The sequence below is a fragment of the Streptomyces sp. HUAS YS2 genome (assembly GCF_033343995.1).
GTDB classification, from domain to species: Bacteria; Actinomycetota; Actinomycetes; order Streptomycetales; family Streptomycetaceae; genus Streptomyces; species Streptomyces solicathayae.
The window spans coordinates 2,290,042-2,304,277 of record NZ_CP137573.1; the positions used below are offsets into that span (position 1 = coordinate 2,290,042).

The 14,236-nt window shown below is 74.9% G+C and carries 8 protein-coding genes; 6 read left to right on the forward strand and 2 right to left on the reverse strand.

Going from position 1 to position 14,236, the window contains the following annotated elements; translation table 11 throughout:
• The first annotated feature begins 72 nt into the window (after positions 1 to 72).
• The 6 genes from R2D22_RS10240 to R2D22_RS10265 all read left to right on the forward strand — a co-directional run bounded on the left by R2D22_RS10240 (position 73) and on the right by R2D22_RS10265 (position 9,241).
• Complete coding sequence (locus R2D22_RS10240) at positions 73 to 3,336, forward strand: SCO5717 family growth-regulating ATPase (RefSeq protein WP_318102782.1); 3,264 nt, start codon at positions 73 to 75, stop codon at positions 3,334 to 3,336.
• A gap of 172 nt (positions 3,337 to 3,508) precedes the next feature.
• Entirely contained in the window at positions 3,509 to 5,362 is a 1,854-nt protein-coding gene (locus R2D22_RS10245; protein WP_318102783.1) for an ABC transporter substrate-binding protein, read from the forward strand.
• Positions 5,363 to 5,365: 3 nt separating this feature from the next.
• Positions 5,366 to 6,433 (forward strand): ABC transporter permease, encoded by a 1,068-nt coding sequence (locus tag R2D22_RS10250; protein ID WP_411977001.1) that lies wholly within the window; start codon positions 5,366 to 5,368, stop codon positions 6,431 to 6,433.
• Positions 6,430 to 7,314 (forward strand): ABC transporter permease, encoded by an 885-nt coding sequence (locus R2D22_RS10255; protein WP_318102784.1) that lies wholly within the window; start codon positions 6,430 to 6,432, stop codon positions 7,312 to 7,314. Before R2D22_RS10250 ends, R2D22_RS10255 begins: the two co-directional genes overlap by 4 nt.
• Positions 7,311 to 8,276, forward strand: coding sequence for an ABC transporter ATP-binding protein (locus tag R2D22_RS10260; protein WP_318102785.1), 966 nt, complete (start codon positions 7,311 to 7,313; stop codon positions 8,274 to 8,276). Before R2D22_RS10255 ends, R2D22_RS10260 begins: the two co-directional genes overlap by 4 nt.
• Complete coding sequence (locus R2D22_RS10265) at positions 8,273 to 9,241, forward strand: ABC transporter ATP-binding protein (RefSeq protein WP_318102786.1); 969 nt, start codon at positions 8,273 to 8,275, stop codon at positions 9,239 to 9,241. Before R2D22_RS10260 ends, R2D22_RS10265 begins: the two co-directional genes overlap by 4 nt.
• Before the next feature lie 61 nt (positions 9,242 to 9,302).
• Here R2D22_RS10265 and R2D22_RS10270 read toward each other — a convergent pair whose 3' ends face one another.
• Together R2D22_RS10270 and R2D22_RS10275 are read right to left on the reverse strand one after the other, a co-directional pair.
• Positions 9,303 to 10,265 (reverse strand): bifunctional riboflavin kinase/FAD synthetase, encoded by a 963-nt coding sequence (locus R2D22_RS10270; RefSeq protein ID WP_318102787.1) that lies wholly within the window; start codon positions 10,263 to 10,265, stop codon positions 9,303 to 9,305.
• 31 nt (positions 10,266 to 10,296) lie between these two features.
• Complete coding sequence (locus R2D22_RS10275) at positions 10,297 to 14,199, reverse strand: NACHT domain-containing protein (protein WP_318102788.1); 3,903 nt, start codon at positions 14,197 to 14,199, stop codon at positions 10,297 to 10,299.
• Positions 14,200 to 14,236 lie beyond the last annotated feature (37 nt).

Here is a 14,236-nt window from a genome sequence, read left to right on the forward strand (position 1 = left end):
GACCGGACCGGAACGAGGAACGGTCGCCCCGCCGACAAGCACAAACGGTGCTCGACCACACCAGGAGGCAAAGTGAACGGCGATCGCGACGAGATCCGGGCGGGCTGGGACACACCGCCCGACGGTCAGTCCGACGCGGAGCCCGCCGAGATGTCGGGTGAGTTCACCATCGACTACACCCCGCCGGCCTGGTACACGCAGAACGCGTCGGGGGACGCCGCGGCAGCGGGCGCGGGGGCCGCTCCGGCGGCCGATGGCATGGTTCCGCCGCCTCCGCCGCCGTCCGGTGCGCCGGTCGCGCTGCCCGGACTGCCGGCCGGCAGCGGCTTCGAGCCCAACTGGGCCCCCCCGCCGCCGCCCGCCGCCGGACCGGGCGCGCCGCAGGCCGCCGCGGGTTCGGCACCGGGGGACGAGTCCGCGCGGCCGGAGGCTCCTGCCGTGCCCGAAATGCCGTCGGTTCCGGTGCTCTCGGACCCGTTCGGCGGGGGCGACGTGGAGAGCGGCGCGACCATGCGCTTCTCCCCCGCCGCGCTGAAGCGCGAGATGGCCGAGATCGCGGAGCGCGAGGCGGCCGAGGCCGCTGCCGCAGCCGCTGCCACTCCTGCTGACGGCGACGCGGGCGAGAGCCCGGCGTCCGCCGACGCGACGGACGGTGACGGGAACACGGGCGGGAACGGGGACGGGGACACCGACGCCGCCAAGGCCCTGGACGGCTCCGCGGAGGAGGGCGCGTCCGCCGAGGACGCGAACGACCTCGCCGACGACGCCCCCGACACTCCCTCCTCGGACGCGGAGGTGGCCGCCGTCGCGATCACCGACGCCGTGCCGGACGAGCCGGCCGACGCCCCGGTGAACGACGCGATCCCGGCCGACGCCGTACCGAACGACGCCGTACCGAACGACGCCGTACCGAACGACGCCGTCCCCGCCGACGCGGCCCCGGGCAACGCGTATCCGGGCCCCGCGCTTCCGGGCCCCGTAGTCCCGCCCGCGCCGCAGGGCGGACTGCCCGCGCTGCCCGGCGGCTTCGCGCCCGCGGGCGGCGGCCTGCCGCCGCTGCCGCCGGCGTTCCAGACCGGGGCGCCCGCGGGCGCCCCGCAGTGGCCGGCCTCGCCGCCCAACACCGACCAGTCGGCGCTGCCGGTACCGGCCCAGAACCCCGCACCCGCGCCGCAGGGCGGCTACGGCTTCCCGCAGCCGGGACAGCCCGGTCAGCCCGGCGCGGACGTGCCGCCGCAGGCCCCCTCGCCCGCACCGGCGTGGCCCGCCCAGCAGGCGGGCGGCCCGCTCGCTCCCGTACCGCCGCAGGGCGGCTACGGCTTCCCCCAGCCGGGACAGCCGGGGCAGCCGGGCCAGCCCGGTCAGCCGCCGGTCCCGCCGCAGGGGCAGGCGCTCGCCCCGCTCCCGGCGTCGCCTCAGGCTCCCGCGCTTCCGCCCGCCGGCGACGGCAACGCGCCTGCGCCGCAGGGGGGTTACGGCTTCCCACAGCCCGCGCAGCCGCTGCCGCCGCAGGCGCCCCAGCCCGGCCTGCCGCCGCAGATCCCGCCGGGCCCCGAGGGCAACGCCGCCGCCCCGCAGGGCGGTTACGGCTTCCCGCAGCCGGGCCAGCCCGGCCTGCCGCCGCAGTTCCCGCCGGGTCCCGAGGGCAACGCCCCGGCCCCGCAGGGCGGTTACGGCTTCCCGCAGCCGGGACAGCCGGGCATGCCGCCGCAGGACCCGAACGCGCCGGTCCAGCAGCCGCAGGGGCAGCAGCCGCCGATCGACCCGCGCACCGGGGCCGCCTGGCCGCAGCCGGTCACGCACGACCAGCGTGAGCGGTCCGTGCCGGGTGCGCCGCTCGGCTACACCGCCGCGGTGGAGCTGTCGTCCGACCGACTGCTCCGCAACAACAAGCAGAAGCCCAAGTCCAGCCGGGTGCCCGGCGCCGCGGCCCGTTTCAAGCTGGGCGGCAAGAAGGAGGAGGCCGAGCGGCAGCGCAAGCTCGACCTGATCCGTACGCCGGTGCTTTCCTGCTACCGGATCGCGGTCATCTCCCTCAAGGGCGGCGTCGGCAAGACCACGACGACGACCGCGCTGGGCGCGACCCTGGCCACCGAGCGGCAGGACAAGATCCTGGCGATCGACGCCAACCCGGACGCGGGCACGCTCGGCCGCCGTGTACGGCGCGAGACCGGCGCGACCATCCGCGACCTGGTGCAGGCGATCCCGTACCTGAACTCGTACATGGACATCCGGCGGTTCACCTCGCAGGCGCCGTCCGGCCTGGAGATCCTCGCCAACGACGTGGACCCGGCGGTCTCGACGACGTTCAACGACGAGGACTACCGGCGGGCGATCGACGTCCTGGGCAAGCAGTACCCGATCATCCTGACCGACTCCGGCACGGGTCTGCTGTACAGCGCGATGCGCGGTGTGCTCGACCTCGCCGACCAGCTGATCATCATCTCGACGCCGTCGGTCGACGGCGCGTCGAGCGCCTCGACGACGCTGGACTGGCTCTCCGCGCACGGGTACGCGGAGCTGGTGCAGCGCTCGATCACGGTCATCTCGGGGGTCCGCGAGACCGGCAAGATGATCAAGGTCGAGGACATCGTGTCGCACTTCGAGACCCGCTGCCGCGGCGTCGTCGTGGTGCCGTTCGACGAGCACCTGTCGGCGGGCGCCGAGGTCGACCTCGACATGATGCGGCCGAAGACCCGGGAGGCGTACTTCCACCTGTCGGCGATGGTCGCGGAGGACTTCTCGCGGGCGCAGCAGGCGCAGGGGCTGTGGACGGGCGGCCAGCAGGGCCACCTGCCGCCGCACATGGCCCCGCCCATGCCGGGCCAGCAGGTCCCGGGTCAGCAGCCGCAGGGCCAGCCCGGGCAGCCGATGCCGGGGCAGCCCGGCCAGCCGGGCCAGCCGATGCCCGGTCAGCCGTACGCCCCGCAGCAGCCCGCGCCGGGGCAGCCGTACGGAGGTCAGCCGGGCCAGCCCGGGCAGCCCGGGCAGCCGCCGCAGGGCTGGCAGCAGCAGGCCCCCGGCCAGCCTCAGGCCGGCCAGCCCATGCCCGGCCAGCCCATGCCGGGCATGCCCGGACAGCCCGGTCAGCCCATACCGCCGGGACAGCACGGCCAGCCGATGCCCGGACAGCCCGGCGCGCCCGGTCAGCCGATGCCCGGTCAGCCGCTTCCGCCGTTCCCCGGGCAGCCGGTTGCCGGCCAGCCCGGCGCGCCCGCGACGCCGCCCGCCCCCGGTGCGCAGCCGGAACTTCCGGGGCCGGGTCAGCCCGCCGGGTGGCCGCAGCAGCAGCCCCCGCAGGCTCCCCCGCAGCCGCCGCCAGCCCCTCAGCAGTAAGGCTTCAGGGGTATAGACCAATGAGGGCCCGCACCGTCTCCACGGTGCGGGCCCTCGGCGCATTCCCGCAGCCCACAAGGGGTTTGAGACATCGTTGACGACTCCCTTCGTCGCTGATAGACCTTCGCTTCACCAGTTGGCGCACCAAGATCCACGACGCGAGGTCAGTCCTATGGTCATGGTCAAGGTTCCATCCCGCCCGGTCCGACAACGTCCGCTGACGCGACTGCTCCTCGCCGCCGGCGTCACCGCGACCACACTGGTGGCGGTCCCGTCCGCCGCCCAGGCCGCACCGCCCACCGAGGGCGATGCGAAGAGCGGGGGCAAGGTCCTCACCGTCGCCGTCTCTCAGAGCGTCGACTCCCTGAGCCCGTTCCTCGCCCAGAAGCTGCTGAGCACCAGCATCCACCGGCTGACCTACGAGTACCTCACGAACTACGACGCGAAGGACGCCAAGCCCATCCCGGGTCTGGCAACCGAGTGGAAATCCTCCGCCGACAAGCTGACCTGGACCTACACGATCCGCAAGGACTCGAAGTGGTCCGACGGCAAGCCGGCCACCGCCGAGGACGCGGCGTGGACGTTCAACAAGATGATGACCGACCCGAACGCGGCCACCGCGAACGGCAGCTTCACGGCCAACTTCGCGAAAGTCACCGCCCCCGACGCGCAGACCCTCGTCATCCAGCTGAAGAAGCCGCAGGCGACGATGACCGCGCTGGACGTCCCGATCGTGCCCAAGCACGTCTGGGAGAAGGTCGGCGACTTCTCGAAGTTCAACAACGACAAGAGTTTCCCGATCGTCGGCAACGGCCCCTTCGTCATCACCGACTTCAAGGTCGACCAGTACCTGAAGCTCAAGCCGAACAAGTCCTTCTGGCGCGGCGCACCGAAGTTCGACGAGCTGGTGTTCAAGTACTACAAGGACGGTGACGCGGCCGTCGCGGCGCTGCAGAAGGGCGAGGTGTCCTTCGTCCCGAACCTGACGCCCGCCCAGGCGGATGCGCTGAAGACCCAGAAGAACATCAAGGTCAACGACGCGCCCGGCCGCCGCTTCTTCGCCCTGGCGACCAACCCCGGGGCCAGGGCGAAGGACGGAAAGACCTTCGGCAACGGCCACCCGGCGCTGCTCGACCCGGCGGTCCGCAAGGCGCTCTTCCTCGCCGTCGACCGCTCGACCCTCATCGACAAGGTCTTCCAGGGGCACGCCGTCGAGGGCGAGGGTTACATCCCGCCGCGCTTCGGCTCGTACTACTGGAAGCCGACGGCCACACAGAAGCTGGCGTACGACCCGGCCAAGGCCGAGCAGGTCCTCGACGCGGCCGGCTACAAGAAGAACGCCGCGGGCAAGCGGGTCGGCAAGGACGGCAAGGCACTCGACTTCCGGATCCTGTGCCACGCCACCGACCCGAACGACAAGGCGATCGGCAAGTACCTCCAGGAGTGGTGGGGCAAGCTCGGCGTCGGGCTCAAGGTCGAGTGTCTCGACAGCGTCTCCGACCCGTGGGTGAAGGGCGACTACGACCTGGCCTTCGACGGCTGGTCGGTCAACCCGGACCCGGACTACGTCCTGTCCATCCACACCTGCGGCACGCTGCCCGCCACGCCCAAGGACACCGGCGCCACGGACAACTTCATCTGCGACCCGCAGTTCGACGCGCTGTACGCGCAGCAGGCGGTGGAGTACGACGCGGCCAAGCGGGCGGATCTGGTCAAGCAGATGCAGTCGCGGCTGTACGACACGGGGTACATGAACATCATGGCGTACCCGAACGCCCTCGAGGCGTACCGCACGGACCAGATCGCGTCCATCACGACGATGCCGGAGGCCGCGGGCAACATCTACGGCCAGGACGGCTACTGGAGCTGGTGGTCGGCCGCGCCGGCCGGCTCGTCCGCCGACGACTCCGACGGCGGCTCCTCCACCGGGGTGGTCGTGGGGATCGCCGCGGCCGTCGTGGTCGTCGCCGGACTCGGGCTCTTCCTCGCGAAGCGCCGCCGCGCCACCGCCGACGACCGCGAGTAGCGCGTGACCACGGCGAGCACTCCCGCCGACGTGGCGCGTCCCCCCGAGAGCACGGTGGGACGCGCCGCGGACGGCGCGTCGCACGGCACGGCCGTCGCGTACCTCCGCCATGCGGCGGGCAAGCTCGGCGGCGCTGCCGTCTCGCTGCTCGCCGTGCTGGTCACGAGCTTCTTCCTGTTCCGGATCATCCCCGGCGACCCGGTGAAGGCCATGACGCACGGGGTGCCGACCTCGGCGGAGCAACTGGCGACCCTGCGCCGCCAGTTCGGGCTCGATCTGCCGCTGTGGCAGCAGTTCACGGACTACTGCGCGAAGGCGCTGAGCGGGGACCTGGGGACGTCGTTCCAGTTCCGGGCGCCGGTCGGCGAGCTGATCGCGCAGAAGCTGCCGGCGACGCTGCTGCTGACCGGGGTGGCGGTGCTGCTCTACTCGGCGCTCGGGCTGTGGCTGGGCACCCGCTCGGCGTGGCGGCACGGCAGCCTCGGCGACAGGCTGAACACGGGGGTGGCGCTGACGCTGTGGTCGGTGCCGTCGTTCTGGCTCGGGCTGCTGCTGATCATCGTGTTCTCGGTCGGCATGGGCCCGGTCCCGGGGCTGTTCCCGACCGGCGGCATGGAGTCCGGCAGCGGCGAGACGGGGTTCGCGTACGTCGTCGACGTCGCGCACCACATGGTGCTGCCGGTGGTCACCCTGGTGGCCGTCGGGTACGCGCAGACCCTGCTGGTCATGCGGTCCTCGCTGCTCGACGAGATGGGCAGCGACTACCTGACGACCGCGCGGGCCAAGGGGCTGAAGGACGACGTGGTGCGCCGTCGGCACGCGGTGCCGAACGCGCTGCTGCCGACGGTGACCATGGTCTTCATCAACCTGGGCCATGTGGCGGCCGGTTCGATCCTGGTCGAGACGGTGTTCTCCTGGCCGGGCCTGGGCGGGCTGTTCTACCAGGCGCTGAGCGTGCCCGATCTGCCGCTCGTGCAGGGCCTGTTCGTGGTCTTCGCCGGTGCGATGATTCTGATGAACCTGCTGGCCGACCTGCTCTATCCGCTGCTCGATCCCCGGGTGGGCCGATGACCTCTCTCGCGTGGCAACGCCGGGGCGCCTCGGCGGCCCGCTTCTGGCAGCGGTACCGCGCGCACCGGGCCGGCCTGTACGGCCTCGCCGGGCTCGTGCTGATCGCGCTGCTCGCGCTGACCGCGCCACTGACCGTCGGCGCGGACGTGCAGTCGGTGACCAACGCGCCGGGCACGGCGCTCGAGCCGCCGAGCGCCGAATTCCCGCTCGGCACCGACCAGTTCGGGCGGTCGCTGCTCGGGCTGCTGATCTGGGGCGCCCGGATCTCGCTGCTCGTGGGGCTGCTCGCGGCGGCACTGTCGGTGGCCACCGGCACCCTCGTGGGGATTGTGGCGGGGCACTACGGCGGCTGGTTCTCGACCGTCGTCATGCGGATCACCGACTGGTTCCTGGTGATGCCGGCGCTGGTCCTGGCGATCGTGCTGGCGACGGTGATGTCCCGGTCGATCTGGACGGTGATCCTGGCGATCGGGGTGACCTGCTGGCCGACCACGGCCCGGCTGGTGCGCGCCCAGACGATCGCGGTGGAGTCCCGTCCTTACATCGAGCGGGCGCGGGCCCTGGGGGGCGGCCACGGGCACGTGATGACGCGACACGTGCTGCCGAACGTGATGCCGCTGGTGCTCGCGCAGACCACCCTCATGATCTCCGCGGCGATCCTCACCGAGGCGACGCTGGCCTTCCTGGGCCTCGGCGATCCGACGGTGGTGTCCTGGGGCGGGATGCTCCAGGACGCGCGGGAGGCGGGTGCGGTCTCGTCCGGGCACTGGTGGTACCTGGCGCCGCCCGGCATCGCGATCGCACTGGTCGCCCTGGCCTTCACGCTGTGCGGGCGGGCGATCGAGTCCGTGCTCAACCCGAAGCTGGGGGTGGGGCGTTGAGCCTGCTGGAGATCCGGGACCTGACGGTGACGTACGGGTCGGGCGCGGGCGCGGTGCCCGCGGTGCGCGGCGTCGACCTGAGCCTGGCCGCCGGGCAGAAGCTCGGCATCGCGGGCGAGTCCGGTTGCGGGAAGTCCACGATGGCGCTGGCGCTGCTGCGGCTGCTGCCCGCGTCGGCGAAGCTCACCGGGGAGATCCTGCTCGACGGCGAGGACGTCCTCGCGATGAAGTGGGGGCGGCTGCGGGCGGTGCGCTGGGCGGGGGCGTCGATCGTGTTCCAGGGCGCGATGCACTCGCTGAACGCGGTGCGGCGGATCGGCGACCAGATCGCGGAGCCGCTGCTGGTGCACGGACGACCGACGCCGCAGGAGGCGCGGCGGCGGGTCGTGGACCTGCTGGAGCAGGTGGGGCTGCCGGCGGCGCGGGCGGACGCGTATCCGCACGAGCTGTCCGGCGGGCAGCGGCAGCGGGTGATGATCGCGATGGCGCTGGCCTGCGATCCGCGGCTGATCGTGGCGGACGAGCCGACGACGGCGCTGGACGTGATGATCCAGGCGCAGATCCTGCGGCTGATCGAACGGCTCGTCGCGGACCAGGACATCGCGCTGCTGATGATCAGCCACGACCTGGCGGTCCTCGCGGACACCTGCGACCGGCTCGCGGTGATGTACGCGGGCCGGATCGTCGAGGAGGGGCCGGCGCGGGAGGTGTACGCGGAGGCGGCGCATCCGTACGGGCGGGCGCTGTCCTCGGCGTTCCCGAGGATCGGCGACGCGGCGTCGCGGCGGGCGCCGCGCGGGCTGCCCGGCGATCCGCCGGACCCGGCGGCGCTGCCGGACGGCTGCACGTTCCATCCGCGCTGCCCGGTGGCGGTGGAGGCGTGCGGGGTGGACGACCAGGAACTGCGGGAGGCCGGCGAGGGACGCCGGGCGGCCTGCGTGCACGTGGGGAGCGGAGCGTGAGCGGGTTGCTGTCGGCGCGGGGGCTGCACGTCACGTTCGCGGGGCGGCGGGGCGCGCCGCCGGCGCGGGCCGTGGACGGGGTGGACCTGGACATCGGGCCCGGCGAGATCGTGGCGCTGGTCGGCGAGTCCGGCTGCGGGAAGACGACGCTGGCACGGACGCTGCTGGGGCTCGTGCCCCCGACGGAGGGGACGGTGACGTTCGGCGGGGAGCGGCTCGGGTACGCGTCGCGGGCCCTGAAGGCGTACCGGAAGCGGGTGCAGCTGGTCCTCCAGGACCCGAGCGGCTCGCTCAACCCGCGGCACACGGTGTACGACGCGGTCGCGGAGGGCCTGCGGATCCACGGGTACGAGGGGGACGAGCGGGCGGCGGTCGCGGAGGCGCTGTCACGGGCCGGGCTGCGTCCGCCGGAGCGGTTCTTCCTGCGGTACCCGCACGAGCTGTCGGGCGGTCAGCGGCAGCGGGTGGTGATCGCGGGGGCACTGGTCCTGGGCCCGGAACTGATCGTCGCGGACGAGCCGGTGGCGTCGCTGGACGCGTCGGTACGGGGCGAGATCCTGGCGCTGCTGCTGCGCCTGCGCGACGAACTCGGCCTGTCGGCGCTGGTGGTGACGCACGACCTGGGGCTGGCGTGGAACATCGCGGACCGGGTGGCGGTGATGTACCTGGGCCGGATCGTGGAGACCGGGCCGGTGGAGTCGGTCCTGACGGCGCCGCGGCACCCGTACACGCAGGCGCTGCTGTCGGTCCTGCCGGAGTCCCCCGGCGCGCCGGTGGTCCTCACGGGCGAGCCCCCGGACCCGTCCCGGATCCCGTCCGGCTGCCGCTTCCACGCCCGCTGCCACGTCCTGGCCTCCGGCAAGGCGTCGGAGGTCGCGGATCGCTGCCGCGCGGAGGCGTTGCCGATCCTGACCGGCGTCGCCGCGGCCGAGGTCGCCTGCCACTGGTCGTCGGCAACGCCCTGAGCGCGCGCCGGAACCCTGCAGGGGCGGTGGCGGGACCTCCCGCCACCGCACGGCCCGCCTGCTAGGGCGCGTGCTCCTGGTCGTACGCCTCCGTCAGTTCGCGGGAGCGCTTCACGTCGTCGGCGATCGCCTCGAGGAGGTCGTCGATGGTGTCGAACTTCGACATCCCGCGCACGTACGCGAGGAAGTCGACGGCCACGTGCAGGCCGTACAGGTCGAGGCCGACGCGGTCGATCGCGTACGCCTCGACCGTGCGCTCGGTGCCGTCGAACTGCGGGTTGGTGCCGACCGAGATCGCGGCGGGCATCCGCTCGCCGTTCGCGGTGAGCCAGCCGGCGTACACGCCGTCCGCCGGGATCGCGGTGTGCGGCAGCGTCTCCACGTTCGCGGTCGGGTAGCCGAGCTCGCGGCCGCGCTGCGCGCCCCGGACGACGACGCCCTCGACGCGGTGCGGCCGACCGAGGATCTCGGCGGCGCCGTGCATGTCGCCCTCGGCGACGAGGCGGCGGGTCAGCGTGGACGAGAACGGCGCGCCGCCGCCCGCGTCGCCGCTGACGAACAGGTCGATGACCTCGACCTCGTAGTCGTAGGTGCGGCCCAGCTCGGTGAGGTACTCGACGTTCCCGGCGGCCTTGTGGCCGAAGCGGAAGTTCGGGCCTTCGATGACGGCCCGCGCGTGCAGCTTGTCGACCAGCACCTTCACGATGAAGTCCGCCGGGGACAGCTTCGAGAAGTCCGCGGTGAAGGGCAGGATCAGGCAGGCGTCGACGCCGAGTTCCGCCATCAGCTCCGCGCGCCGGTGATGCGGGGCGAGCAGCGGCGGGTGGCTGCCGGGGCGGACGACCTCGCTGGGGTGCGGGTCGAAGGTGACGACGACGGACGGCACGCCCAGCTCGCGGGCCTTCTCCACCGCGCGCCCGATGATCAACTGGTGTCCGCGGTGCACCCCGTCGTAGGAGCCGATGGTGACGACGCTGCGTCCCCAGTCCTGGGGGATGTCCTCCAAGCCACGCCAGCGCTGCACTGTGACCGCTCCTCGTCCGCCTGTTCGCCGATTACGCAGGTCTAAGACTGCCATGCCCGCGCCCGTCGGTCGGCATCGGCATGGAACTGCCCAGCGTCTCGACCGTCCGCCGGGCGCTCGGCCCGACGACGGCGGCCCATTCCCCGGGCGCCGCGGCGAGCCATCCGGCCGTCAGCGCGGCGAATCCCGGCACCTCGCGGGCGAGCGCGACGAGCCGCTGGTCGAAGCGGGTCGCCCCCTCGGGGGTACGGACGAGGAGGAGTCCGGCGCGGTGCACCAGGGCCCGGGTGCGGGGCTCGCTGCGCCGCTTCGCGCCGTGCGCGGCGGCGTCCAGGAGGGCGTCCAGGACGTCGGGGTCGGGCGATCGGTCGAGGAGGGCGAACAGGGCGTCGAGCAGCTCGCCGCGCACGTGCCGGGAGGCGCCCGTGCCGGGGGCGGCGAGGACGGGGACGAAGGCCTGCCGGACCGCGGCGGGCCCGTCCCGCAGCAGGCCCGTGATCAGCGGGAACAGGACCGCGCGGGCGGCCGGTCCGTCCTCCAGACGGCGGTCGGCGAAGGCCGCGGCGTGCGGGGCGCCGTCGGGGTGGCGGTCGGTGTACGCGCGTACGAGGTCGGCGGCCCGGCGGGCGAGGGCGGGGGCGGAGACCTCGGCGAGCGCGGTCAGGACGGCGGCGGCGACCGGCCCTGGCCCGGTGTCGAGCAGCCGGTCGTGGAGGGCGGCGAGGACGGGCTCGGTGTCCGTGGCGAGCGCCTCGGCCAGGGCGGACGGGGGGACGGCGGACTCGGCGAGGGCCTGCGGGAGGTAGCGGGCGCGGGTGTGCGGGTCCTGGACGAGGAGGGCGAGGGCGGGGGCGTGAACGGCCCGGTCGTCGGGGCGGGCGAGGAGCGCGAGGGCCGCGTAGCGGAGCAGGGCGCGGTCGGTGGCGGTGGTGACGTGGCCAGCGACGAGCCCGCCGTACGCGGCGGCGGCGACCCGGCGGGCGGGGCGTCCGTCGTCGTGCGCCCAGCGGTCCACGGCCCGGCAGAGGGCGGACGGCTCGTCCTCGGCGAGTGCGGCGAGCAGTTCCTCGGCGCGGGGGTGGGCGGTGGCGACGAGCGCCTCGCACAGGTCGTCGACGGCCAGGTCCCGGCGCGAGTAGAGCAGCGCCTGCGCGGCGGCCGCGACGGTGGCCCCGGGAGCGGCGGGCAACGCCCGCTCATCGCCGAACCACCGACAGAGCAACGGCTGCACCCCCCGAGGATCCGCAGCCAGCCGCCCGGCAACAGCATCCAGATACCGACCGGCGCGATCCGAGGCGCCCGCCGGGCCGGGACCGTGCGTCGCGCGGACCGGGCCCTGCGCACGGTCCGAGCCGTCCGCCGGGACCGGGCCCTGCGCGCGGTCCCGGTCATGCGCCGCGTCGGGGCTCTCCGCCCGGTCCCGGCGGCGCCGGCCACCCGTCGCGCCCGTGCCCTCCGTCCCGTCCCGACGGCGCGGGTCGTCGGCCGCGCCGCGACGGCCTTGACCCTCCCGACCGTCCCAGCCGTCGGCCGCTTCGCGATGGTCTCGGCCGTCCGTCGCGTCCCAGCCTCCCGCCCCGGCCCGGCGGTCCCAGCCGCCCGCCTCGCCGCGCTGGCCCCGGCCCTCCCGCGCGTCCCAGCCGCTGGTCGCGTGCCTGCCCTCCGAGCCGTGCAGGCCGTCCCGGCCGCGGGTCGCGGGGCCGGCCTCCGGGGCCTCCCGGTCGGCCGTCACGCTCCCGTCCTCCGTCCCGGCGCTGCCGTCCGCCCACTCGCCGTCCGCAGGCGCGAGCCCGTCCGCCGGGACCAGTCGTCGCAGCAGGTCGATCTGCTCGTCCTCCGCCACGCGCACCTCGGCCCAGAACGACGGGCCGAAGCCGGTCGCGCCGATCGTTCCCGCGCCGATCCGGTCGGCGAGGGCGCGGAGGACCCCGAGGTACGCACGCGGGTTCGGGACCCGGAGCAGGGCGTCCCGTACGAGGCGCCCGGCCCACCAGCGGGCGTCCTCGGCGCGGGCGGCGTCCGCCTCCGTGTCCGGGGCCGCGAGCCGCTCCGCCGCGTCGATCAGTTCGGCGAGGCGTCGGCCCAGGGCGGCCGGGCCCTGGAGGCGGTCGAGCAGGAGGAGGGCCTGGAGGACGGGGCCGATGCGGTGGCGTGGGACGGGCGGGGAGCGCCGGGGGGCCGGGGCGGGCTCGGCAGGGCGGTGGACCAGGGCGTGGAGGGCCGTGTCGAGGTCCAGGTGGGCGCCCTGGAGCCAGTCGGCGAGTTCCTCGTGGGCGAAGCGGTAGCCGGTCCCGGCCGGTACGAGCAGCCCCTCGGTGAGGACCGCGGACGCCCAGCCGTCCCGCCACGGGAACAGCTCCTCGAACGACTCCCGGTCCAGCTCGCCCTGCCCCGGCCCGAGGCACCGCCGCGCCGCCTCGTGCACCTGCCCGGCGACCCGCGCGGCGAGCCGCCGTACGGCCGCGCCCCGGGGCAGCGGTCGCGACCCGGCGGCGATCCGCACCGCGATGCGCAGGCACAACAGGTCCAGGTGGGCGGTGAAGATCTCGGCCCGTCCGGGCCGGCCCGGCACGTCCCCGGGCAGCGCCGCCCGCACCTCGGCGAGCAGCCGCAGCGCGAGCGGGTGCCGCGCGTCGTCCGGGGCGAGGTCCCGGTCCCCGATCCCGTACCGCTCCCGCACCACCCGCGCGTCGGGCTCGGTCAGTTCCCCGAGCACGACGGCCCCGGCGGCGCCGCGCGAGTAGAGCGCGGACGCCTGGTCCCAGTGCTCGGGGCGGCAGCCGAGGACGAGGCGCACGTCCTGCGCACGGAGCCACCGCTCGGTGGCCCGGGTCCAGGCGGGGAACCGGTGGGCCAGGGCCGGGGGCATCTCCTCGGGAGCGTCGAGGACGACGAGCAGCGGCCGGCCGGCCTCGCGGGCGAGGCGGGCGGCGTGTTCGGGGGTGGTGTCGGGGGTGGTGTCGGGGTTGCCGGGGCTCCCGGAGGCGGCGACGATCCGCCCCGCCCGGCGCAGCGCGCGCCCCACCGCGTCCGCGACGGACGCGTCGTCGGCCCGCAGGTCCGCGCCGCGCAGCCAGACCGTCGGCGCGGGCTCCGCCCCGCGTGCGCGGCGGGCGCGGAGCGCGGCGAGTTCGGTGGTACGGCCGGTGCCGGAGCCCCCGACGAGCGCCAGGACGGGCGCCCCGCCGTCCAGGAGGGCGGTGAACTCCCGGACGCAGTCGGGTCGTTCGACGGGCGCGGGCCAGTCCACCGGGTCGCCCGGCCCGGGCAGCGTGCCGGTCGCGGTGAGTTCGAGGACGCCGGCGAGGTTGAGGTCCGCTCCGAAGCAGGGCACCGTCGCGGCGTTGCGCCGCAGCAGTTCGGCCAGCGGCCCGGCCGGCGGGAGCGGCAGCGCGAAGCCGCCCGCCCGTCGCGGGCCGTGCAGCGCGGTGCCGAGGACCCCGAGCACCGCCCCGGTGGCGGCGTTGACGACGGGGCCGCCGGCGGCCTCGCCGCTCAGCCGGAGCGCCTCGCGGCCGTCGGTGCCGATGGCGAGTTCGAGCACGTCGTCGATGTCATGGCCGCTGTCGGTCGCGGTGTACGTGACGGGGGTGGTGCCCAGGACCCGCGCCTCGCGCCAGCCGCCCGCCGGGAGCCGTACGTAGGTGCCCGGCTCGACGGGTGTCCCGGGCGCCGCGACCGGCAGCGGGCGCACCCCCAGGCCGTCGGTGCGCAGCAGCGCGAGCCCGGCCTCGGGCAGGGTGGTGACGTCGTCGGGTCCGGCGATCCAGGTGCGGTCGCCGGGGTCGGCGCGCAGCAGGACGTGGGCGAGGCCGTCGACGGTCTCGTGGCCGGTGACGACGGTGCCGCGGTCGTCCGCGACGAATCCGCTCCCCCGCGGCCGGCCCGCCGGATCGCAGATCCGCACCAGCGCCGCCCGGTCCCCGCCTCCCATGCTTCGACGGTAGGTCGGCGGTGATCACCGGGAGAAG